Consider the following 22236-nt stretch of genomic DNA (forward strand, 5'->3'; position numbering starts at 1 on the left):
CATAAAACCCCACCCTTGACAACCCTCCCCACCCCTCCTATCCTCTCGAATAAATTCCCTAAGTAAGACCACTGTTCTATCCTACAGAACACAAAAAATCACCCAACGGTGCAGAGCACCACCCCAAACAGGAGACAAAATTGACCCTCTTCCCCTCCCCCATCCGTGCCCTGCTCCTCCTCGCCATCCCCGCCATGCTCGCCACCGCCGCCACCCCCGCGGCAGCGGACAGCTACCCGAGCCAACCCGTGCGCCTGGTAGTACCCTTCCCCCCCGCCGGCGGCACCGACGTCATGGCCCGGCTGGTGTTCAACAAGGTAGGCATGTCCACCCACTGGAACGTGGTGGTGGAAAATCGCGCCGGAGCAGGCGGCAATATCGGCATGGACGCAGTAGCCAAGGCCCGTCCGGACGGCTACACGCTGGGCATGGGCCAGACCGCCAACCTGGCGATCAATCCCACCCTGTATCCCAAGATGCCCTACGACGCGATCAAGGATTTCACGCCAGTGGCGCTGGTTTCCGCGCAGCCGCTGGTGCTGATCGTGCGCAAGGATGCGCCATACAAGAACCTGGCTGATCTCGTTACCGCCGGCAAGGGCAAGCAGCTATCGATGGCCTCGGCCGGCACCGGCACCGTGGGCCACCTCACCGGCGAGATGTTTGCCCGCCGCACCGGCATCAAGATGTTGCATGTGCCGTACAAGGGCGCCTCCCCGGCACTGACCGACCTGCTGGGCGGCCAGACCGATTTCTACTTCGCCACGCCGCCCATCGCGCTGCCCATGATCAAGGCCGGCAAGCTGCGTGCCCTCGCGGTGACTTCGGCCAAGCGCATGCCGCTGCTGGCCGACGTGCCCACCGTGATCGAAGGCGGCTACGCCGGCTTCCAGGCGGAGGACTGGAAGGCGCTGGTAGCGCCGGCCGGCACGCCGGCGGACGTGGTCAAGCGCGTCAACGAGGAAATCAACAAGGCCATCACCCAGCCCGACACCATCGCCAAGATGCGCGAGGAAGGCAGCGAGCCGCGCGGCGGCAGCCCTGCCGACCTGGGCGCGTTCATGAAGGCGGAAAACACCCGTTGGGGCACCATCGTGCGCCAGTCCGGCGCCAAGGTAGAGTAAAGCCTCCCGGTCTTTACCGCCCCGACCGCTCCGCACCCCGGGGCCGGCTTCGCTGCCACGAAGCCGGCCCCGGCACTGATACCTGGAATCCGCGCCATGCAAAAACCGCTACGCCATATCCGCGTCCTCGATCTCACCAATGTGCTGGCCGGCCCTTTCTGCTGCCACCAGCTGGCCCATATGGGCGCTGAAGTCATCAAGGTGGAAACGCCGGGCACCGGCGACCTCGCCCGCCAGCTCGGTGCCGACGCCGAACTCAACCGCCGGCTGATGGGCGTGTCCTTCCTGGCGCAGAACCCCGGCAAGCGCTCCATTACCGTCAACCTCAAGCACGCGCGCGGCAAGGAAGTGTTCCGCAAGCTGGTGGAGAGCGCCGACGTGCTGGTGGAGAACTTCCGCCCCGGCGTGATGGACCGGCTGGGGCTGGGCTTCGACGCTCTCAAGCTGATCAATCCCAAGCTGATCTACTGCGCGATCTCCGGCTTCGGGCAGGACGGCCCGCTCTCGGACCTGCCGGCGTACGACCAGATCATCCAGGGCATGTCCGGCGTGATGAGCATCACCGGCGACCCGCAGACCGCGCCTTACCGCGTGGGATACCCGGTCTCGGACACCATCGGCGGCATCACCGCGGCCTTTGCCGTGGCCGCCGCGCTGGCCGACCACCAGCGTACCGAGGGCTATTTCATCGATGTGTCGATGCTCGAGGCCACCCTCGCCACCATGGGCTGGGTGGTCTCCAACTACCTGATCGCCGGCAAGACTCCGGCGCCGATGGGCAACGAGAACATGACGGCCAGCCCGTCGGGGGCCTTCCACACCGGCGAGGGCCTGATCAATATCGCCGCCAACAAGCAGGAACAGTTCGAAGCGGTATGCCGGGTGGTGGGTCGCCCGGAACTCGCCACCGACGCGCGCTTCGCGGAACGCCAGGCGCGGCTGGCCAACCGCGCCGAGCTGACGCGCGAGCTGGAAGCCGAGCTGGCGAAGAAGTCCGCCGACGCATGGTGGCAGTTGTTCAACGAGGCCGGCGTGCCGGCCGGCCCGGTCTACAGCGTGCCGCAAACGCTGGACCACCCGCAGGTCAGCGGGCGCGGCATGATCGGCGACTTTGCCGACGTGCCCGGCGTGGGCCGCGATATCCGGCTGGTGCGCACGGGCTTCAAGCTCAACGGCGAGGCGCCGTCGGTCGATACGCCGCCGCCGGAACTCGGCCAGCACACCCGCGAAATCCTCGCCCAGCTCGGCTATGGCGAGGCTGACATCGAAACCCTGCAACAGGAGCGTGCCGTATGAGCGAACCCATCAACGAAGGCCAGCGGCTGTCCCAGGACTGGTGGCGCACCGAAATCATCGACATGCAGCCCGGCGAGATCCGCTACCGCGGCTATCCCATCGAGCAACTGATCGGGCAGGTGTCGTTCGCGCAGATGATCTGGCTGATGCTGCGGGGCGATCTGCCGGGCCGCGGCCAGGGCGAATTGCTGGATGCCGCGCTGATGTCGGCGGTGGACCACGGCCCGCAGGCGCCCAGCATCGCGATCGCACGCATGGCTGCCACTTGCGGTGTGGGGCTGAACAACGCCATGGCGTCGGCCGTCAACGTGCTGGGCGACGTGCACGGCGGCGCCGGCGAGCAGGCGGTGGAGTTGTACCAGGATGTGGCGCGGCGCGTCGACGGCGGACAAACGCAAGAAGAAGCGGTCAAGGGTGCGCTGGCGGATTACCGCGACAACCACGGCAAGTTCGTGTCCGGCTTCGGCCACCGCTTCCATCCGCTGGACCCGCGCGCTCCACGCCTGCTGGCACTGGTGGACAAGGCCGCGGCCGAAGGCGTGGTTTCGGGCCGCTTCGCCGGCATCGCGCGCGCGGTGGAGGCCGAACTGGGCGCCGGCCGCAGCAAGCCCATCCCCATGAATATCGACGGCGCCACGGCCGTGATCTATGCCGAACTGGGTTTCCCTGCCCCCCTGGCGCGTGGGCTGTTCTGCCTGTCGCGCTCCGTCGGCATCCTGGCCCACGCATGGGAGCAAACCCAGCAAGGCGGCCGCAACAAGGGCCCCATCCCGCGCCAGTACATCTGGACCTATGACGGCCATCCGCCGCGGGACGTGCCGCCCGCGCAGGACTGAGCGGTAGAACTACCGGATCGGCGCGTGGACGGAATCGCCCACGTCGCCAGGTACCGGCCGCGTGGCCGGCGCCATCCAGGACGCCAGCGCATAGCGGTCACGGCCGAACTCCTTGGCCGCGTAGAGGGCACGGTCGGCCGCCGCGAACAGCGCGCGCCACAGCCCGTCCACCCCCGCCGCCCCGCCCCGCAGCTCGGCCACGCCGATGCTTACGCTGGCGAAGGCCGTCCCGTCGCCGGGCAGCGGGATGGCACGCACTTTCTTCAGGATGCGGTTGGCCAGCGTCGTGGCCTGGCCTTCATCGGTATGCGGGCAGAGGATGCAGAACTCCTCGCCGCCGTAGCGGCCGGCCACATCGGAGGCGCGCCGCGAATTGTCGATGGCCTCCGCAATCAGCTTGAGCACGCTGTCGCCGGCATGGTGGCCGTTACGGTCGTTGACCTGCTTGAAATGATCGACGTCGATCACCAGGCACGACAAGGGCTGGCCGTGGCGCTCCCATGCCGCTACCAGGCTGGTAGCCGCCTTGTCGAGCGCGCCGCGGTTGAGCAGGCGCGTCAGCGCGTCCAGCCGGGCGCCGTCTTCCTTGGCGGCGATAACCTGCTCCATCGCCATCAGCGTGAAGCCGAACAACCCCAGCAAGGTAGCCACAAGCGGCGTCAGCAGCAGGAATGCGTCCGCACTGCTGGCGTAGAACGGGCCCGAGGCCACCATGCCGTTCACACCGGCGGCGAAGCCGGCCAGTTGCGTCGTCAGGTGCATCAGGCTGGCGACCACCACCAGCGGCGTGCCGATGCTGCGCCGGCCCCCGTGGGCGCACAGCAGCGTGCCGGCGGTCAGCGCAGCCACCAGGGCCAGGCAGCCATAGCCGATCACGTGCATGCGCGCCTGGCTGTTGGCCATGCCGGCGACCCCGAGCAGCGCCAGTCCGGCCACCGACACGCCCACTGCCAGCGAGCGGTCCCACGAGACCAGGCCGCAGTAGATCCGCACGCCGCGGTAAATCAGCAGCCTGCCGGCGATAAACGTCGCCGCGCCCGCGGCGCCGACATAAACCAGGCGCGCCGACGCATTGGCGGCCAGCACCAGTCCGGCCGCCGACACCAGCAGGTGCCCCCATGCCCACAGGCGCCCGGCGGCACTGGGACGCAAGGCCGCCAGGAGGCCCGCCGAAATGGCCAGCGCGCTGGCGTACACAACCACCATGACGACGACGATCGTTTGCTGGTCTAACTGCACGGGATTCCTTTGAAGATACCGTGTTGCCGGTGACGTTGACGGGAAGGTGCGGGGGCGGGGGCGGCCTGGATACCGGGTCAATTTCGCAAAGGCGCATGATAACGTCACGGGGCCCCACCGGGCACCCCCGACAAGCCGGGCATGGTTGTCCCTGACAAACATCGTTGGTTTCGTGTCAGGTTCGGACGGAGGAAGCGACGCAGCGCTAACAGCGAGCCGGCGTGCGACCGGCGACCGTGGCAAGCGCCAGCGAGGCCTGGATCCCCGGGTATCAGACAGGAAACGGGAAGGTGCCCCCCAGCGCCACAGTCAGGTCACGCGCCGCAAGCAGCACATGCGGGCGAAACGCCTCGTCAAAGCGCGGCGTGGGGCAGGTCAACGTCAGCGCGCCCTTCAGCTGGCCGTCCGGACCGAACACGGGCGATGACACGCCGGCAATGTCCGGGATCCGGTCGCCAACCAGCGCGGCAACGCCCTCTTCCCGGATCTTCTGGTAGATCTCTCCGCGCGCGCCGCTGAATGCGCGCAGCACGCGGCCGCCGGCGCCGCGGTTGCGCGGCAGCAGTTCGCCCGCCTTGGCGTGGTCGCGCACCGGCTGCGGCGAATCGACACGGTACAGGCACAGGCGATGCTCGCCCTGCTCGACGTGAAAGGCGGCGCTCTCGCGCGTGGCCTGCACCAGCTGGCGCAGCACGGGCATCACCACCATCTCCAGCGAGAAGGAGGCGGAATACACCGAGTGCAGGCGAGCCACTTCGGGACCTAGCCCATAGCGGCCATCGGTATGACGCAGGATCAGCCTGGCATGTTCGAGCGACGCCAGCAAGCGCAGCAGCGTGCTTTTGTAGAGGCCCGTACGCTGTGCCAGTTCGACCAGGCTCAGTGTGGTGTCGCCAAGATGGAACGCGGAGAGCACATAGAGGGCCCGGTCCACGGCTACGGCGCCGCCTTCCGCGGCATGCTTGTCGGCTTCGGATAGCTGGGCAGCTTTACGTGGCATGTATGTAGAAACAGGAAACAGGAAACAGGACTGGAAAGCTTGAATGGCGCAGGCGAAGGAACGACATTCCCGCACACAGTTCCACGGTATAGAACGGCACCAGCCTTGTCAATTGTCCCCGCCACCCTGCGCGCGGGGACGCCGCCCGCGTGGCCAGATGCCCTGCTTCCCCGGCGCCAGCATGCCCGCCGGGTCGAGCGCATCCTTGACCCGCTCGACCAGCCGCAGCATGGCATGCCCGTTGAAATCCTGCTGTGCCGCCACGCGGTCCATCAGGTCCGGATGGGCGCGGTACAGGCCGTAGCCTGCGGCGCCCAGTTCGCCCGCCAGCCGGTGCGCAAGCGCGCGCGCCTGGCTGCGCTGCTGCGGGTCGGCACGATCGAAGATGGCGGCGAAGATGTGATGCAGGCACCGTGGCGCCGCGGTGAAGCCACCGTAGTAGTCGAAGCCGTGCGCCGCCGCGCGATCGCGCACCAGCAGGTATTGCCGCATGGCATCGGCACCGGTGGCCGGGCACAGTGGCGAGATATCGAGGTGCGCGCCGTCGCCGCCGCACCACGCCAGCATGCGCATGGCCGACAAGCTGGGCACGCCAAGCAGGCCCAGCGCGCCTGCGCTGTCCGGCGGCGCGCTGGCCACGCCGGCGGCGTCGTACGGCCAGGCCCGCAGGCGCGCGCCGGGGATCGCGCCGAATGCCTTGCGCGCGATGCGCCAGCGCGCCTGCACCAGCGCGGCCGGTCCGTACAGGCCGAAACGCAGGTTCCACCAGCCGATGTCCAGCTTGCGGATCATGGCTTGCAGCGCCGTTGCCGGCATGGGGCCGGCACCGTCATACCAGTCGCTGCGCGCCGACACGCCGGCGGCCCAGCGCACGGCGCTTTCGATCACGGCCGGCCCGTGCACGACCTCGGCCAGCCGCAGCGGGCGCAGCGTGTCGACTACCGTCTCTAGGTCGGATTCGCGGGCAAAGCTGGCCTGGCACAGCAAGACCGTCTCCGGCGCGGGCATCAGCCAGATGCCCATCTTGGTGACGATGCCGAGATTGGATTGCATGAACAGGCCATCGATGCCAGGGCCATAGCCGTCCCGGTGCAATTGCCAGGCCGTGCCGCCGGACAGCGCGCCCATGCCGGTGCGCACGATCTCCCCGCTGGCCAGTACCACCTCCATGCCGCACTGCATGGCGGCGTGATCGCCATAGGGCGTGACGCCAAACCCGCGCTCCAGCGTATTGCCGATCACGCTGCCCCAGCCGACCGCCGGCGGATCGATCCACAGCGCAATGCCTTCGCGGCGCAAATGCGCGTGGAGATCGAAATAGCTGACGCCCGGCTCCACCAGCGCATAGGCCAGCGCCGGGTTCACTTCGAGAATGCGGTTCATGCGCCGCAGGTCGAGCACCAGCGTGCCGCGCTGCCGCGGCGCGGCGCCGCCGTAGCCCAGGTTGCGGCCAATGGAAACCGGCCAGAGCGCAAGGCCCGCGGCGCTTGCCACGCGCAGCGCGTCCTGCACTTGGGCAATGCTGGCCGGCAGCAACACCGCGGAGGGGGCGAAGGCCCCCGGATCTTCATCGGGCAGTGGCGAGTAGGGATCGAGATAGGCGGCGAGGTCGGAGGGCGCTGACAATACCGCGCCCTCCCCGAGCACCGAGGCGAAATCATCCAGGGCCCGCGCAAACCGCGCCGTGGAACAGTCCGGCGGAAGCACCTGTTTCGCATTCACGTCCGGCGCCGGCCTCCCTCCTCAATGGTGGTGGCCACCGCCACCGCCGCCCCCATGGAATCCACCCTGGAATCCACCCTGGAATCCACCGCGGAACCCGCCCCGGAACCCACCGCGCATGCCGCCATGGAAGCCGCCCCCCGCGTGCGCGAAGGACATGTGGTGCATATGGTGAAAGTGATGAAAACGGTCAACGAAGATAAAGCTCGCCCCAAAGCCGACACCGACCGGCGCCCAGTACCACGGATCGACGTAGTAAGCCGGCTGCGTATAGATCATGGTGCCGCCGGAGCTTTCCACCATCTGCCACGAACCGTCCGGCTGCAGGCAGGCCAGCCCGACCACTTGCTGCAGGTAGCCATCGATCTCCACCTGTCCCGCCATCTGCTGGCAGGGCGACGAATAGCCGTTCCATGCGTCAGCGGCCATCTGCGCTGCGGCCGGCACGCTCAAGCCGAGGCCGGCAAGCAACGCCGCCACGGCACCCAGAGCTTTTCCCATGATGTCATCCCAGGGAACGAACGCCCGACGTTTGCGACGTACCAGGGCAACGCGCAAGGCACATCCCGCGGCACATCGGTTTGCCTGCAGGACCCGCTGGCGCGGCTGGCGCACGCGCCTGCGCGCCTGCATTACGTAAACGGATTGGCGCCCCCGCTTATTCCCCCCGTTTATTCCCCCGTTCATGCCACGCTGCCTGACGTCGTCAAAACGCGCCGCGGACCGCTATCGCCACGCCTCCGGATGCCCTCCCAGGCTGGCGCAGACATCGCCGGCGATGGCGCGCAGGCGAGCTTCGCCCAGTTGGCCTGACAGCGCATAGCCGGCCCCGCCCCCGACCCAGTAATAGGTGCGGCGGTCCGCCTGGCGCAGCAGGCCGAGCGAGGCCGAAGCCGGCGCCGCCGGCGTGATGTACAGCGTGAGCCGCTCGCCGGCCGCGTTCTGGTACATCAGTTGCGCAGCCGGGCCGGCGTCGCCCACAAGCAGCCGGCCACCCAGCAGCGCGAATCCGTATTCGTCCAGCGACGGGATGGTCAGCGTGCGCGCGAGCCGGCGCGACAGCCAGGCCTGCAAGTGTGGCTGGTCGGCAGCCGCCACCTCGACCGGATGGCGCTGTTCGGGCGCGAACACCGCGTAGGCGGCATCGGCGTGGCGCGCGAACTCGCGGGGATCGGCGCTCGCACCGGGAAGCCAGGCCACGCCGAGGGCAAGCGCCATTCCGGCCAGCGCCCAGCCCAGCGCGGCAAGGGCACGGCGCCACCAGCGCGGCCGCGCCCTGACCAGCACATAACGCAGGTTGGCTGGCAGCGGAAACAAGGCCTTGAGCGCGGCATTCTGCTGGCGATAGCGCTCCGCCAGCATTGCCGCCTGCGCGTCATGCGCCAGCGCCGCGCGGGCGGCCGCCGCTTCGGACTCCGGCAGTTCGCCGTCCACCAGCGCGCACAAGCGCGCTATCGCCTCGATATCCGGTGCGGGTTGGCTGGAGCCAGTTTCCCGATCGTCGTTCATGGCGTATTTCTCACCACCTTGAGCGGCACGTGCCGCTCGCTGTTTCCACCTGCGCCACCGGTGCCATCGCCAAGCCACGCGCGCAAGTGCTCCCGCGCCCGCGCCAGGCGCGACATCACGGTGCCAGGCGGCACCTGCAATACCGCGGCGGCCTCCTGGTAGCTCAAGCCCTCCAGCACGATCAGCAGCAGCACTTCACGCTGCTCTGCCGGCAGCCGGTACAGCGCGCGTTGCACATCGCGCAGCAAGAGCCCGTCGATTTCGCCTGCCGGGGCCTCCTGCCGCTGCCACAGCGGGTCGGCGTCGTCCACGGCCACTTCGCGGCGGCGGCGCAACTGATCGATATAGAGATTACGCAGCACGGTCAGCATCCAGGCCCTGACGTTGCTGCCCGCGCGCAGGCGGCTGCCCTGGGCGATCGCGCGCTCCGCGGTGTCCTGCACCAGGTCGTCCGCCCACGCGGCGTCGCCGGTAAGGGCGCGCGCATAGCGCCGCAGTTGCGGAAGCCAGACCGCTATGTCATCGCCAAAGCTCACAGCTGACAAGACATGGGGCACGCATCCCGATGCATCCGCGCGGATCTCAGTACCCGCCGCCGCCCATGCCGCCGGTGCCGCTCGTGCTACGGCTGCCGTCGCGCGAGGCCGATGACTGGCCGGACCCGCCGCCATCCGACGAGCAGGCCGCCACCGCCATCAACGCCAGCAGCAATGCTGAAACCAGTCGGAGCGCTTTCATGTTGGTCTCCTTGGTGGCAGGCCACGCGGCGGCGGCATCGGCCGATGCCGCATGCGCCACGGCCGGCTGCGCGCATGCCGCCGCCGGTCCTGCCCAACGGGTAAACGCATGGCGCCCCGGTTTTATTCCATCGCAGGGGGTGCGTCGCTGTCCGCCGCCGCAATCGCGGCGTATCGCCGACTTCCGCGCCAGGCTCGTGCGGCCCGCGATACTTCACGACGTTCCTTGCATTGTCATGCAAGTGATCTAGAGTGATGTGATGCGCCATTTCGCCCCGCCGTTTCGCCCCACTCTGCCCTGCTGTGACGGTAAATGAATAGTCACAGCGCTTCACGGCATGACGGCATGACGTCACGATGAAGTGATCGAGCAATGGCTGGATTGAGTGCACTGACACAGGCTCGCATTCAGTTTGCGGAAATCACCTTCCTCCACCTCGTTCGTCCTGCCATTTCCCATGGCCAGGTCAGGCATCAACGCTCTCACGGCCTTTCCCGCGCGCCGTGCGAGGCTTCCGGCCATCGCCGCCGCCCTGATCGCGGCCACGACCGATAGCCGAACCTTCAACGATGGCCTTGCGCGGCGCAAAGCCGGAATGGCTGCCGCCTTGCTTCCCCGGCGCCGGCCGGCGCCCCGCCGCGCCGCATCCGTCACCGGGCCGTCAAGCCGCCCCGCCGGCCCGGTCCGGCGCGCATCCGGCGCATGCGTGTTTTCGTGTCTCCAGTCCCCTACCACCGATTCCGAGGTTCTTTCATGCGCATCGAGCGGGTTCCATTTCGCCATATCAGTGCCGCGACGATTGCCGTAGTGCTTGCCGCGTGCGGACAGAAACCTGCTGCGCCGCCGCCCCCGCCGCTGGAAGTCGGCGTCGTCACCGTCAAGCCGGCCACCGTGCCTGTCACGACCGAACTACCCGGCCGCACCAGCGCGTTCCTGGTGGCGCAGGTGCGCGCGCGGGTCGATGGCATCGTGCAGCGCCGGGAATTCACCGAGGGCTCCGACGTCAAGACCGGACAGCGTCTCTACAAGATCGACCCGACGCCCTACATTGCCGCGCTCAACAATGCCAAGGCGGCGCTGGCGAAGGCGCAGGCCAACGTCGGCACGCAGCAAGCGCTGGTCCAGCGCTACAAGATACTGGTCGGGGCAAACGCCGTGAGCAAGCAGGACTACGACAACGCCGTTGCCGCCCTGGGCCAGGCGGTGGCCGACGTGGCAGCTGGCAAGGCTGGCGTGGAAACGGCGCAGATCAACCTGGGCTACACCGATGTCGTCTCGCCGATCACCGGGCGCAGCGGCGTGTCGCAGGTCACGCCGGGCGCCTACGTGCAGGCCAGCCAGGCCACCCTGCTGACCACCGTGCAGCAAATGGACCCCATCTACGTCAACCTGACGCAATCGAGCGTGGAAGGCCTGCGGCTGCGCCGCCAGATCCTGGAAGGCCGGTTGCAGACCAGCGGCGCCAACGCCGCCAAGGTCACGCTGCTGCTCGAAGACGGCCGCACTTACCCGCAGACCGGCCAGATCCAGTTCACCGACGTGAGCGTCGACCAGGGCACGGGCTCCGTCACGGTGCGCGCGATCTTCCCCAACCAGGACCGGGTGCTGCTGCCGGGCATGTTCGTGCGCGCGCGCATCGACGAGGGCATGAACGACAAGGCCATCGTCGTGCCCCAGATCGGCGTCACGCATGACCAGAAGGGGCAGCCGGTGGTGCTCGTGGTCGGCCAGGACAACAAGGTAGCCCAGCGCCAGATCGCCACTTCGGGCACCTTCGGCAATGGCTGGGTGGTGGACAGCGGCCTGCTACCGGGCGATCGCGTGATCGTGAACGGCGTGGAAAAGGCAAAACCCGGCATGACGGTAAAGCCGGTCGAGGCCCAGGTGCCGGCGCAGCCGGCCTCCGGCGCGCAGGCAACGCCCCCCGCGAGCGCGCCTGCGGCATCGGCGACAGCGGCGCCATCGTCGGCGCCATCCCCGTCATCCACCCCGGCCGCGCAATAAAAGGGAGCCGCCTTCATGGCAAAGTTCTTTATCGACCGGCCAATCTTTGCGTGGGTGATCGCCATCATCCTGATGCTGGCCGGCCTGGCCTCCACCGCCACGTTGCCGGTTGCCCAGTACCCGACGATTGCCCCGCCCGCCGTCCAGATCAGCGCCACCTATCCCGGCGCTTCCGCAAAAACCGTCGAAGATACCGTCACGCAGGTAATCGAGCAGCAGATGAGCGGTCTCGATCACCTGCTCTACCTGTCCTCCACCAGCGACGACTCCGGCACGGCCACCATCACGCTGACCTTCGCGGCCGGCACCAATCCGGACATTGCGCAGGTCCAGGTACAGAACAAGCTGCAACTCGCGACGCCGCTCTTGCCGCAGGCCGTGCAGCAACTGGGCACCAAGGTCACGAAATCGAGCAGCAGCTTCCTGCTGATCCTCGCCTTTGTGTCGAAGGATGGCAGCATGGGCCGCTACGACCTCGCCAACTACGTGGCATCGAAGGTGCTGGACCCGGTCAGCCGGATCGACGGCGTCGGTACGGTGACGCTGTTCGGCACGCAGTACGCGATGCGCATCTGGCTGGACGCGACCAAGCTGAACAACTACAGCCTGACGCCGATCGACGTCAAGAACGCGGTCGCGGCGCAGAACGTGCAGGTGGCCGGCGGCAGCCTGGGCGGCACGCCGTCGGTGCCGGGACAAATGCTGCAGGCCACCATCACGGAAGCCACGCTGCTGCAAACCCCTGCGCAGTTCGGCAATATCCTGCTGAAAGTGAATACCGACGGCTCGCAGGTGCGCCTGAAGGATGTGGCGCGGATCGATCTTGGCGGCGAGAACTACAACTTCGACACCAAGTACAACGGCCAGCCGACCGCGGCCTTCGGCATCCAGCTCGCCACCGGTGCCAACGCGCTCAGCACAGCAAAGGCGGTACGCGCCAAGATGACCGAGCTGCTGCGGTACGCGCCGCAGGGCGTGGTGGTGGAGTATCCGTACGACATCACGCCGTTCATCACGCTGTCGATCGAGGAAGTGATCAAGACCCTGATCGAAGGCATCGTGCTGGTGTTCCTGGTCATGTACCTGTTCCTGCAGAACCTGCGCGCCACGCTGATCCCGACGATCGCGGTGCCGGTGGTGCTGCTGGGGACGTTCGCGGTGATGTCGGTGGTGGGGTTTTCGATCAACACGCTGTCGATGTTCGGCATGGTACTGGCCATCGGCCTGCTGGTGGACGATGCGATCGTGGTGGTGGAGAACGTCGAGCGGGTCATGGCCGAGGAAGGCCTGTCGCCGCGCGACGCGACGCGCAAGGCCATGGAGCAGATCACCGGCGCGCTGGTCGGCGTGGCCCTGGTGCTGTCGGCGGTGTTCGTGCCGGTGGCGTTCTCCGGCGGCTCGGTGGGCGCGATCTACCGGCAGTTCTCGCTGACCATCGTCGCCGCCATGGTGCTGTCCGTGATGGTCGCGCTGATCCTGACGCCGGCGTTGTGCGCGACCATGCTCGAGCCGATCCCGAAGGGCCATCACGACGAAAAGACCGGCTTCTTCGGCTGGTTCAACCGTACGTTCGCGAAGAGCCAGCAGAAATACCGTGGCGGCGTGGTGCACGTGATCCGGCGCTCCGGCCGCTGGCTGATCATCTACCTGGTGGTGATCCTGATCGTGGGCTTCCTGTTCGTGCGGCTGCCCAAGGCGTTCCTGCCGGAAGAAGACCAGGGCACGATGTTCGTGCTGGTGCAGGCGCCCGTGGGCTCCACGCAGGAGCGCACCGCCAAGGTGCTGCTGGATGTGCAGCAGTACCTGCTGAATAGCGAGAAAGACGCGGTCGAGGCGGTGCTGACGGTGAACGGCTTCAGCTTTGCCGGCCGGGGGCAGAACTCCGGCCTGGTGTTCGTGCGGCTGAAGGACTTCAAGCAGCGCGAGTCCGCGGACCTTAAAGCCCCTGCCCTGGTCAAGCGGATCTTCGGACATTTCGCCGGGTACAAGGACGCCAACGTGTTCCCGTTGAATCCGCCGTCGATCCCGGAACTCGGCACGGCCGCGGGTTTCGACTTCGAGTTGCAGGATCGCGCCGGCCTGGGCCACGAGAAACTGATGCAGGCGCGCAATATGCTGCTCGGCATGGCGGCGCAGGATCCGATGCTCGCGCAGGTCCGCCCGAACGGCCTGAACGACACACCGCAGTTCAAGGTCAACATCGACCGCGAAAAAGCCAATGCGCTCGGTGTCAGCGCCGCGGACATCGACCAGACTTTCTCCGCGGCATGGGCTTCCCTGTACATCAACAACTTCCTCGACACCGACAACCGGATCAAGAAGGTCTACGTGCAGGGAGAGCCGAGATTCCGCATGAATCCCGAGGACCTGAACGCCTGGTACGTGCGCAACGCGTCCGGCGGCATGGTGCCGTTCGCGGCATTCGGTTCGGGGGCCTGGATCTATGGATCTCCCAAGCTGGAACGCTTCAACGGCATTCCGGCGACCGAGATCCAGGGCGCGGCCGCTTCCGGCAAATCCACCGGCCAGGCGATGAACGCCATGGAAGCCATCGCCGCCAAACTGCCGCCCGGCATCGGCTACGAATGGACGGGCCTGTCGTACCAGGAGCGCCAGTCCGGCTCGCAGGCGCCGATCCTCTATGGCATTTCGATCCTGTTCGTGTTCCTGTGCCTGGCCGCGCTGTATGAAAGCTGGTCGATTCCGTTCTCTGTGATCATGGTCGTGCCGCTCGGCGTCCTGGGCGCGCTGCTGGCAGCCACCCTGCGCGGGCTGGAGAACGACGTGTTCTTCCAGGTCGGCCTGCTGACCACGGTGGGCCTGTCGGCCAAGAACGCCATCCTGATCGTGGAATTCGCCCGCGACCTGCGCGACCAGGGCATGAGCACCATCAATGCGGCGGTGGAGGCCTCCCGCCTGCGCCTGCGCCCGATCCTGATGACATCGCTCGCCTTCATCCTTGGCGTGATGCCGCTTGCGCTCAGCAACGGCGCGGGCTCGGGCAGCCAGCATGCGATCGGTACCGGCGTGATCGGCGGGATGCTGACGGCGACCTTCCTGGCCATCTTCATGATCCCGATGTTCTTCGTCGTGATCGGCAAGTTCAGCAAGACCAAGGCAGCGCCGGGGACGCCTCCCCCGCCATCGCCGCCTTCCGGCCAGCCTGACCAGCCGGACAGCAACGGCGACGCCGGCATGCACAGGGAAGGACACTGAGATGCCCAGACTCGCATCGATCACGACCGCCGTGGCCATCCTTGCCGCCGGCTGCACGCTCCAGCCACGCTACGAGCGCCCGGCCGCCCCTGTTGCGCCGGCCTTCCCCGCCGGCGGCGCCTACGGCCAGCAGCCCGCCGCGAGCGGCGCGGAGAGTACCACGGCGGCCGCGCCGGCGACCGATATCGGCTGGCGGGATTTCTTTGCCGATCCGCGTCTTCAGCGCCTGCTCGAGCTGGCGCTGAAGAACAACCGCGACCTGCGCGTGTCGGTACTGAACATAGAAGCGGCGCGGGCGCAGTACCAGATCACGCGCGCGGCGTTGTTTCCCTCGGTCAACGCGGCGGCCTCGGGAACCCGGGCGCGCACGCCGGCGAACCTGACGGTCGCGGGCCGGACCATTGCGGCCGAATATTCGGTCGGCCTCAACGCGTCATGGGAAATCGACTTCTTCGGCCGTATCCGCAGCCTGTCGGACCAGGCGCTCGCGCAGTACCTGTCGCTGGCGGAAAGCCGCAAGGCGGCAGAGCTTGCCCTGTTGTCTTCGGTGGCGAACCAGTATCTCGCCATGCTCGCCTTCGACGATGCGCTCGCCGTCACGCGCGCCACGCTGGTGACGGCCGAGGAGTCGTTGCGCATCACCAGCCTGAAGTTCGATGTCGGGACCGGCTCGGAGCTTGACCTGCGGCAGTCCGAAGGCGTCGTCGAGCAGGCGCGCGCCAACCTGGAAACGGAAGCCCGGCTGCGCGCGCAGGCGGAGAACGGGCTGGTGCTGCTGGTGGGAGAGCCATTGCCGGAGGACCTGCCGCCGGGCCTGCCGCTCAACAGCCAGGCCCTGCTCGCCGATATCCCGGCGGGCCTGCCGTCCGACCTGCTGACGCGGCGCCCCGACATTGCCGCCGCGGAGCAATTACTGCTGGCCGCCAACGCGAACATCGGCGCGGCGCGCGCGGCTTTTTTCCCCCGCGTGACGCTCACGGGCAATGCGGGCACGCTCTCGCCAACGCTCGGCGGCCTGTTCAAGCCCGGTTCCGGCGCGTGGTCATTCGCGCCGCAGATTACCCTGCCGATCTTCCAGGGCGGCCAGAACGTGGCGGCCCTGGACCTGGCGCAGGTACAGAAACGCATCGAGATCGCCAGCTACGAGAAAGCCATCCAGACCGCCTTTCGCGAGGTGTCCGATGGCCTGGCCGCGCGCGGCACCTTCGACAACCAGATCAAGTCACTGGAACGCTTCACCGGCTCGCAGGAGCGCCGGCTGGTGCTGTCGGACCTGCGCTATCGCAACGGGGTGGACAGCTACCTGAGCGTGCTGACCGCGCAAAACGACCTCTACAGCGCGCAGTTGCTGCTGATCAACGCGCGGCTGCAACGGTTGACGAACCTGGTCGATCTCTACCAGTTCCTCGGCGGCGGCTGGATCGAACGAGCGGGTGACACGCCGCGCCCGGCCGACGCGCCGGCCGACTACGGCATGACCGCACCGGCTCCGGCGCCAGGCACGGCTTCCCCGTAGCCCCCCCGCCCGCGCCTGCTACCCCAGCCGCTGGCAGCTATACGCCTCGGTCCGGTAGGGAAACGCCACGCTCGGCTTGCCGGCCAGCGCCGGGCTGCCGTCGATCACGGCCTGCAGCCGTGCGCGCACCGCATCCTGCTGCGCCGGCGGCAGCGAGGCAATGAAACTGACCGACATCACGCGGTCCACGACCACCTGCTGCGCGGGACCGACATGCTCGTAGGGGAAGGCGGACAGGGCTAGTTCGCCGAAGCCTGCCGCCGGAAACACCGCCTTCCAGTCGCCTTTGTAGAAGCGCGGCGCATCGCCCTCGAACGGCGTCATGATGGCGGTGAGCCGCGCCACCCAGTCGACCGATTCGTCGCGTACGTTCCAGACCAGGCCGAGCTTGCCGCCCGGGCGCAGCACGCGGCCGATCTCGGCCATGGCGGCGCTGTTGGCGAACCAGTGGAAGGCTTGCGCGCAGACCACCGCGTCGACGCTGGCGCCGGGCAGCGGGATGGCCTCGGCGGTGCCCTCGAGCGCCTGCACCGAGGGCACCGCGGCGCTGAGCCGCGCACGCATGGCCGCAACCGGCTCGACCGCGATCACGGTGGCGCCGGTAGCCAGCAGCAGGCGGCTGAACTTGCCAGTGCCCGCGCCCAGGTCCAGCACGGTCTTGCCGGCCCGCAGGCCAAGCTCCTGTTCCAGCCAGGCGCCAAGCGCCGGCGGATAGTCGGGGCGGCCACGGGCGTAGGTATCGGCCTGGCTGGAAAAACCCTGGGCGGCGGCGTGATGGATGTCGGTCATGGGTGCGCGATTCTCTGAGTGCGTGGGACGGGCACGCCGGAGCCGGCAAGCGTGCAGGCGCGGCTCGGGAAGTGGCGGCAGCGGGCGGCGCGCGGTCAGGACCGTGGGAGTCTTGCCGTCGCGGCGGCGGCAAGCCGACAAGCTACGCCTTCCGCGCCGCCCCCGCAAGCACCGGTAAGCCCCGGCGGCGCGCCCCGGCCTGGGAGGCTCAGAAAGAGGGAACCGGGTTCTGGCCCTGGCTCACCAGGTACCTGCCGTCCTGGAAACGATAGCGCACCACTGCGTCCAGCGAGCGGCGCCGGGGCTTGGCCGCGCCGCCGGGCACCTTGACCTCCTCGCCCTGGAACGTCAGCGTGAGCTCCCCCGGCGCATCCGTGCCGAGCGCGAAGGCCGGCTTGCCCTCCACCTGGTAGCAGACCTGCTCGCCATCGTCCTGGCTGTCCGTGCCGCGTTCGGCGGGCGCGAGCGGCTTGCCGGCGAGCGCGTCCGCGCACGGTTCCAGCGCACCGCTGTTTTCCGCGCTCATTGCCACGCTGCCCAGCAAGGTCGATATCTGCCCCGGCGCCAGGCGATAGACGGAGGCCCAGCTGCCGCAATAGCCCTGCCAGCAACTGCCCCAGGTCTGGGTCAGCGCGAAATCCGTGGCTGAGATCTTCGTGACGGATGACTGTCCCAGCGAGCCTTCCACGCCGGTGTAGTCATAGCCGTCGACGCGCCGGTCCAGTTGCCAGGCTTCACCGTTGCGCGTGAAAAAATACGCACCCAGCCAGGCGCCCGCGGCGTGGCTATCGTTGCGCGTGCCGCCTTCATCCACGGTCACGCCTTCGGTCAGCATCACGGCGTGGATGTCATCCAGCCGGATTACCTGGATCGGCTTGACGTCGATGGTGTCCTCCACCAGCGGCGCCTCGCCCTTGCCCTTGTACTCCTGGTCCGGCAAACGGGCGCGCACCACGCGGCCCTTGTCGTCGTCGCGCCAGCCGGGAAAGGCGAGCCGGATCAGGGCCTCGCGCTTGAGGCTGTCGGCCTGCGCAACCGCCGCGGAGGCCGGCCTGGCCTCGGCGGACGAGGCGCCGGCCGCCTCGGGCGAGGTGTCGTGCCGGGAGCACGCGGGCAAGCCGAGGCAAAGTGCCAGGGCCGGCGCCAGCATCAGCCGGGCAAGGGTTGGGCATGCCGGAAAGACAGCGGGAGGGCGAAGATTCATGGTGACGGCGAACGCGAGGGCCGCGGCTGCACGGCCTGAAACAAGGGAGGAAAAAGCTGGGACGACACCGGCGCCGCGCTGAGCACGGGATGCCGCGAACCGCACTATCCGCGAGCAGGTCCGTGCCGTCAAGCCAGTGCGGCATCGCCGTTGGCGGCCTGGCGTGGCAGCTGGCACTGCGCGGCCATCCGCAGGCCGGTCAGGCCGGCGACCTGGGCGCGCGGGCCATGGCCGCTTCCAGCGCCGGCAGGTTGCCCTCGCCGAAACCGTGGTAGCCGTCGCGCTGGACGATCTCGAAGAAGAATTCGCCGGCCTCGCGCCGGGCGAAGGCTTGCAGGAAGCGCTCGCGCGTCCCGTCGTCGCGCTGCGCGCCATCCACCAGGATGCCATAGCGCCGCAACGCGGCCAGATCCAGCCCGTGGCCAGGCACGCGCGCATCGACGGTGTCGTAATAGGCTGGTGGCGGCTCGACGAAACGCACGCCGTTGCGCTCCAGCGCGGCCGCGCTGGCCACGAGGTCGTCGGTCGCCAGCGCAATATGCTGGATACCCTCGCCGTGATGGCCGGACAGGTAGTGCTCCATCTGGTCGTGCCGCTGCGTGCCCTTCTCGTAGATCGGGATGCGGATCAGACCGCATGGCGAAAGCAGTACGCGTGAATCGCTGGCGACATGCCAGCCGGCGTTGACTTCGTGGATCTCGCGAAACCCGAGCACGTTGCGGTAGAAATCGAGCCACTCTTCCAGGTGGCCCGGATCGACCGCCTGCGTCAGATGGTCCACGCGGGTGAGGCCGGCTGCGGTGGACGCGGCGGCGTCCGAAGCCGCATGGGCCAGCGAGCGGAAATCGACGTCGTAGATGGAGATGTCGCCTACGTCGCCGGGCCGGCCTTCCTTGCCGCGCCAGCGGTCGATGAAGTAGATGATGGACTGGCCGATGCCCTGGATGGCGGGAATGTTCAGTTCCATGGGCCCCACCGTCCCGCCCTCGAACGGCCATGCGCCCGCATCGATCGCGCGCGCGAAGGCCGTTGCCGCATCGTTCACGCGAATGCCGACCGCACAGATCGACAGGCCGTATTCGGACGCATAGCGGGTGGCGAAGGAATCCGGCTCCGCGTCGACGATGAAGTTCATCTCGCCTTGCCGGAACAGCTTCACGTTCTTGTGCCGGTGCTGGGCAATGGCATGGAAGCCGAACCGCTCGAAGGTACGCCCGAGCGCCACGGGGTCGGGAGACGCGAATTCGATGAACTCATAACCCATGATGCCCAGCGGATTCTCCCAAGGCTGGAAATCGTCGCCGCGCGGGGAAAAAGCGTCTGCCGACAGGCTCATGTCTCTGCTCCTTTATGGAATCCGTGGTGGCTGCGGGTGTGGCGTCACTCATCATAGCAAGGGCCCCGGCTTCGCTCTAGCCCGGCCGCAAGACCCGCGCGCGCCGAACCGGGTGGGCGCGGCGGCAGCCGAAGCGTAGCCGCCGCCCCCGCAGCCAACAATGGCAACAGCCCCGGCCCGCCACATTATTCGTGCACCGGCGAACGATGAACGCACGAAACTGGCGTAAACCCTTATCTCGCCTTGCCGCTCTGTCCGGGTAGGTGGAGCACCGGGGGCAAACCCGAATTTCGACCTATAATCGCGCGCATTCGTCCATCTATCGCGCATTGTGCCGATTGAATCTCTTGGAACAAGCCACTTGAGCCTCTAAGCTTCGGCTATCCACATCGAACCCGGCCTACATCATGATCAACGGCAAGACCACTCTCATCGCCCATATCGGCTACCCCACCGAGTCATTCAAGGCGCCGATGATCTACAACCCGTGGTTCGAACAGCGCGGCATCAATGCCGTGGTGGTGCCCATGGGCCTGAAAGCGGAGGACTTCGCGAGCGGATTCCGCGCGCTGTTCCGGCTGACCAATATCCGCGGCGCGCTGATCACCATGCCGCACAAGGTCACCACCATGGAACTGGTGGACGCGCTCACCCCGACCGCGCGCATCGCCGGCGCCTGCAACGCCGTGCTGCTGCGCGAGGATGGCACCTTGCTGGGCGACCAGTTCGATGGCGCCGGATTCGTGCGCGGCATCCAGCGCAAGGGCTGCCGGCTGGAGGGCGCCAGCGTGCTGGTCTCGGGCTGCGGCGGCGTCGGTTCGGCCATCGCCGCGTCGCTGGCTGCCGCCGGAGTGGCGCGGCTGGGGCTGTTCGACGCGCGCGAAGCCTCCGCGCAAGCGCTGGCGGCACGCCTGCAGTCGCACTATCCGAGCCTGCAGGTCAGCGTGGGCGCCAACGACCCCGCCGGCTACGAAGTGGTGGTCAACGCCACGCCGCTGGGCATGAACGAGACGGATCCCCTGCCCTTCGACGTATCGCGCATCGATCCGCAGGCATGGGTTGGCGAGGTGGTGATGAAATCCGAATACACGCCCTTGCTGCGCGCGGCCATCGCGCGCGGCTGCAAGGTCCAGGTCGGCACCGACATGCTGTTCGAAATGATTCCGGCCTACCTGGAATTCTTCGGCTTCGGCACGGCAACGGCCGATGCGTTACGCGCCGTGGCCAGGATCGCCTATTGAGCGGCGCGCTCGCCGGCCACGCAGCGGGTACGCTGCCGCAAAAGCACAGACGCCATGCCACGGCAAGGGCGCAAGACAGAATGGAAATTCCCGGAGACACCCCCATGACTACGACACATAAGGACCTTGTCACGCCACTCGCCGTGCATGGCACGATTGGCGACAAGATACGCTCGGCCTTCGCCGTCGGGCGCATGCGCTGGGGCATGCTGGCCCTGGTGTTCTTCGCCACCACGCTGAACTACATCGACCGTGCGGCGCTGGGCGTGATGCAGCCGGTACTGGCCAAGGCCATGAACTGGACAGCCCAGGACTACGCCAATATCAACTTCTGGTTCCAGGTTGGCTATGCCGTGGGCTTTGGGGCGCAGGGGCGCTTTATCGACAAGGTCGGCGTGAAGCGCGCGTTCCTGATCGCGGTGCTGCTGTGGAGCGTCGCCGCCGGCGCGCACGGCCTGGCGGTGTCGGCCGTTGGCTTCATGGTTTGCCGCTTCTTCCTGGGCCTGACCGAAGCCGCCAACTATCCCGCCTGCGTCAAGACCACGCGGCTGTGGTTTCCGGCGGGCGAGCGTGCCGTGGCCACGGGCCTGTTCAATGCCGGCACCAACGTCGGGGCCATGGTCGCGCCGGTCATGCTGCCGCTGATCCTCGTGGCCTGGGGCTGGCAGGCCGCCTTCTTCTGCATCGGCGCGCTCGGCCTCATCTGGGTGGTGTTCTGGGTGCGCAACTACTACGATCCCGAGCAGCACCCGCGCGTCAGCCAGGGCGAGCTGCGCTACGTACAGCAAGGCGTGGAACCCGCGCCGCAGAAGGTGCCGTACTCGCGCATCCTGCGCATGCGCGGCACCTGGGCCTTCGCGCTGGCCTACACCATCACGGCCCCCGTATTCTGGTTCTATCTCTACTGGCTGCCGCCGTTTCTCAACCAGCAGTACAACCTCGGCATCAACGTGACGCAGATGGGCATTCCGCTGATCGTCATCTACCTCGCCGCCGATCTCGGCAGCGTTGGCGGCGGCGCGCTGTCGTCGCTGTTGATCGGCCGGGGCATGGCGCCGGTGAAGGCACGGCTGCTGTCGATGCTGCTCTTCGCCGCCTGCATCACCATGATCGTGTTCGCCGCCGGCGCCAGCAGCCTGTGGATGGCGGTGGCCGCGATCTCGATCGCCATTGGCGCGCACCAGGCCTGGACCGCGAACATCTGGAGCATGGTGATGGACTACACGCCCAAGGAAGTCATCAGCTCCGTGTTCGGCTTCGGCGGCATGATGGGCGCCGTCGGCGGCATGTTCATGACCCAGCTCGTCGGCTACGTGCTGACCAGGACGCACAACAACTACTCGGTGCTGTTCACCATGATTCCCTGCGCGTATTTCCTCGCGCTGGCCTGGATGTACTTCATGGCGCCGCGCGCAGTCCCTGGCGCGATCGAGGGCCAGTCCCCCGCTCACTGAAACGCATGACGG

General features: G+C 67.7%; 18 protein-coding genes. 8 read left to right on the forward strand and 10 right to left on the reverse strand.

Going from position 1 to position 22236, the window contains the following annotated elements; translation table 11 throughout:
• Positions 1 to 194 precede the first annotated feature (194 nt).
• The 3 genes from AC1DN0_RS32860 to AC1DN0_RS32870 all read left to right on the forward strand — a co-directional run bounded on the left by AC1DN0_RS32860 (position 195) and on the right by AC1DN0_RS32870 (position 3256).
• Positions 195 to 1124: a Bug family tripartite tricarboxylate transporter substrate binding protein gene (locus tag AC1DN0_RS32860; protein ID WP_441636466.1), complete on the forward strand. Its 930-nt coding sequence runs from the start codon at positions 195 to 197 to the stop codon at positions 1122 to 1124.
• A gap of 96 nt (positions 1125 to 1220) precedes the next feature.
• Positions 1221 to 2420, forward strand: a complete 1200-nt coding sequence (locus AC1DN0_RS32865) for a CaiB/BaiF CoA transferase family protein (protein ID WP_035868222.1) — start codon at positions 1221 to 1223, stop codon at positions 2418 to 2420.
• On the forward strand, positions 2417 to 3256 hold the full coding sequence (locus AC1DN0_RS32870) for a citryl-CoA lyase (RefSeq protein ID WP_441636458.1): 840 nt from the start codon (positions 2417 to 2419) through the stop codon (positions 3254 to 3256). The genes AC1DN0_RS32865 and AC1DN0_RS32870 overlap by 4 nt, the downstream gene beginning before the upstream one ends.
• Positions 3257 to 3265: 9 nt before the next feature.
• On the opposite strand, the gene AC1DN0_RS32875 is transcribed toward AC1DN0_RS32870, so the two are convergent.
• The 7 genes from AC1DN0_RS32875 to AC1DN0_RS32905 form a co-directional block, all read right to left on the reverse strand.
• Positions 3266 to 4495, reverse strand: coding sequence for a GGDEF domain-containing protein (locus tag AC1DN0_RS32875; RefSeq protein WP_441636460.1), 1230 nt, complete (start codon positions 4493 to 4495; stop codon positions 3266 to 3268).
• Between the two features lie 271 nt (positions 4496 to 4766).
• A complete protein-coding gene (locus AC1DN0_RS32880) occupies positions 4767 to 5495 on the reverse strand; it encodes an IclR family transcriptional regulator (protein ID WP_441636462.1) in 729 nt (242 codons plus the stop codon).
• 108 nt (positions 5496 to 5603) lie between these two features.
• Positions 5604 to 7217, reverse strand: coding sequence for an FAD-binding oxidoreductase (locus tag AC1DN0_RS32885; protein ID WP_477111524.1), 1614 nt, complete (start codon positions 7215 to 7217; stop codon positions 5604 to 5606).
• A 21-nt stretch (positions 7218 to 7238) separates the two neighbouring features.
• The gene (locus tag AC1DN0_RS32890) at positions 7239 to 7718 is read right to left on the reverse strand and encodes a hypothetical protein (RefSeq protein WP_441637574.1); all 480 of its coding nucleotides are present in this window, start codon (positions 7716 to 7718) and stop codon (positions 7239 to 7241) included.
• A 225-nt stretch (positions 7719 to 7943) separates the two neighbouring features.
• Positions 7944 to 8726, reverse strand: coding sequence for an anti-sigma factor family protein (locus tag AC1DN0_RS32895; protein WP_441637572.1), 783 nt, complete (start codon positions 8724 to 8726; stop codon positions 7944 to 7946).
• Complete coding sequence (locus tag AC1DN0_RS32900; RefSeq protein WP_441637578.1) at positions 8723 to 9262, reverse strand: sigma-70 family RNA polymerase sigma factor; 540 nt, start codon at positions 9260 to 9262, stop codon at positions 8723 to 8725. The genes AC1DN0_RS32895 and AC1DN0_RS32900 overlap by 4 nt, the downstream gene beginning before the upstream one ends.
• A gap of 46 nt (positions 9263 to 9308) precedes the next feature.
• Positions 9309 to 9464 carry a hypothetical protein gene (locus tag AC1DN0_RS32905; RefSeq protein ID WP_200876776.1) on the reverse strand — a complete coding sequence of 52 codons (156 nt, stop codon included), beginning with the start codon at positions 9462 to 9464 and terminating at the stop codon, positions 9309 to 9311.
• A 753-nt stretch (positions 9465 to 10217) separates the two neighbouring features.
• Here AC1DN0_RS32905 and AC1DN0_RS32910 point away from each other — a divergent pair.
• From AC1DN0_RS32910 to AC1DN0_RS32920, 3 genes are read left to right on the forward strand one after another with little or no spacing between them, the layout of a single operon-like run.
• On the forward strand, positions 10218 to 11468 hold the full coding sequence (locus AC1DN0_RS32910; protein ID WP_441636815.1) for an efflux RND transporter periplasmic adaptor subunit: 1251 nt from the start codon (positions 10218 to 10220) through the stop codon (positions 11466 to 11468).
• 15 nt (positions 11469 to 11483) lie between these two features.
• Entirely contained in the window at positions 11484 to 14684 is a 3201-nt protein-coding gene (locus tag AC1DN0_RS32915) for an efflux RND transporter permease subunit (RefSeq protein ID WP_441636813.1), read from the forward strand.
• Position 14685: 1 nt separating this feature from the next.
• Positions 14686 to 16200 (forward strand): efflux transporter outer membrane subunit, encoded by a 1515-nt coding sequence (locus AC1DN0_RS32920; RefSeq protein ID WP_477102182.1) that lies wholly within the window; start codon positions 14686 to 14688, stop codon positions 16198 to 16200.
• An 18-nt stretch (positions 16201 to 16218) separates the two neighbouring features.
• Here AC1DN0_RS32920 and AC1DN0_RS32925 read toward each other — a convergent pair whose 3' ends face one another.
• The 3 genes from AC1DN0_RS32925 to AC1DN0_RS32935 form a co-directional block, all read right to left on the reverse strand.
• Positions 16219 to 16989 (reverse strand): class I SAM-dependent methyltransferase, encoded by a 771-nt coding sequence (locus AC1DN0_RS32925; protein WP_441636809.1) that lies wholly within the window; start codon positions 16987 to 16989, stop codon positions 16219 to 16221.
• Positions 16990 to 17197: 208 nt separating this feature from the next.
• A complete protein-coding gene (locus AC1DN0_RS32930) occupies positions 17198 to 18193 on the reverse strand; it encodes a hypothetical protein (RefSeq protein ID WP_441636807.1) in 996 nt (331 codons plus the stop codon).
• Between the two features lie 199 nt (positions 18194 to 18392).
• Entirely contained in the window at positions 18393 to 19529 is a 1137-nt protein-coding gene (locus AC1DN0_RS32935; RefSeq protein WP_441636805.1) for a 4-hydroxyphenylpyruvate dioxygenase family protein, read from the reverse strand.
• A 407-nt stretch (positions 19530 to 19936) separates the two neighbouring features.
• Here AC1DN0_RS32935 and AC1DN0_RS32940 point away from each other — a divergent pair, with 407 nt between their 5' ends.
• Together AC1DN0_RS32940 and AC1DN0_RS32945 are read left to right on the forward strand one after the other, a co-directional pair.
• Positions 19937 to 20770: a shikimate dehydrogenase family protein gene (locus tag AC1DN0_RS32940; protein ID WP_441636803.1), complete on the forward strand. Its 834-nt coding sequence runs from the start codon at positions 19937 to 19939 to the stop codon at positions 20768 to 20770.
• 104 nt (positions 20771 to 20874) lie between these two features.
• Positions 20875 to 22224, forward strand: coding sequence for an MFS transporter (locus tag AC1DN0_RS32945; protein WP_441636801.1), 1350 nt, complete (start codon positions 20875 to 20877; stop codon positions 22222 to 22224).
• Positions 22225 to 22236 lie beyond the last annotated feature (12 nt).

This window comes from Cupriavidus sp. 05N39 (assembly GCF_056397325.1).

What these genes read in the sequence shown, in the direction of transcription:
- AC1DN0_RS32860 (WP_441636466.1), top strand. Translation starts at nt 195, where the DNA reads ATGCTCGCCACCGCCGCCACCCCCGCGGCAGCGGACAGCTACCCGAGC.
- AC1DN0_RS32865 (WP_035868222.1), top strand. Translation starts at nt 1,221, where the DNA reads ATGCAAAAACCGCTACGCCATATCCGCGTCCTCGATCTCACCAATGTG.
- AC1DN0_RS32870 (WP_441636458.1), top strand. Translation starts at nt 2,417, where the DNA reads ATGAGCGAACCCATCAACGAAGGCCAGCGGCTGTCCCAGGACTGGTGG.
- AC1DN0_RS32880 (WP_441636462.1), bottom strand. Translation starts at nt 5,495, where the DNA reads ATGCCACGTAAAGCTGCCCAGCTATCCGAAGCCGACAAGCATGCCGCG.
- AC1DN0_RS32890 (WP_441637574.1), bottom strand. Translation starts at nt 7,718, where the DNA reads ATGGGAAAAGCTCTGGGTGCCGTGGCGGCGTTGCTTGCCGGCCTCGGC.
- AC1DN0_RS32895 (WP_441637572.1), bottom strand. Translation starts at nt 8,726, where the DNA reads ATGAACGACGATCGGGAAACTGGCTCCAGCCAACCCGCACCGGATATC.
- AC1DN0_RS32905 (WP_200876776.1), bottom strand. Translation starts at nt 9,464, where the DNA reads ATGAAAGCGCTCCGACTGGTTTCAGCATTGCTGCTGGCGTTGATGGCG.
- AC1DN0_RS32910 (WP_441636815.1), top strand. Translation starts at nt 10,218, where the DNA reads ATGCGCATCGAGCGGGTTCCATTTCGCCATATCAGTGCCGCGACGATT.
- AC1DN0_RS32915 (WP_441636813.1), top strand. Translation starts at nt 11,484, where the DNA reads ATGGCAAAGTTCTTTATCGACCGGCCAATCTTTGCGTGGGTGATCGCC.
- AC1DN0_RS32920 (WP_477102182.1), top strand. Translation starts at nt 14,686, where the DNA reads ATGCCCAGACTCGCATCGATCACGACCGCCGTGGCCATCCTTGCCGCC.
- AC1DN0_RS32925 (WP_441636809.1), bottom strand. Translation starts at nt 16,989, where the DNA reads ATGACCGACATCCATCACGCCGCCGCCCAGGGTTTTTCCAGCCAGGCC.
- AC1DN0_RS32930 (WP_441636807.1), bottom strand. Translation starts at nt 18,193, where the DNA reads ATGAATCTTCGCCCTCCCGCTGTCTTTCCGGCATGCCCAACCCTTGCC.
- AC1DN0_RS32935 (WP_441636805.1), bottom strand. Translation starts at nt 19,529, where the DNA reads ATGAGCCTGTCGGCAGACGCTTTTTCCCCGCGCGGCGACGATTTCCAG.
- AC1DN0_RS32940 (WP_441636803.1), top strand. Translation starts at nt 19,937, where the DNA reads ATGATCAACGGCAAGACCACTCTCATCGCCCATATCGGCTACCCCACC.
- AC1DN0_RS32945 (WP_441636801.1), top strand. Translation starts at nt 20,875, where the DNA reads ATGACTACGACACATAAGGACCTTGTCACGCCACTCGCCGTGCATGGC.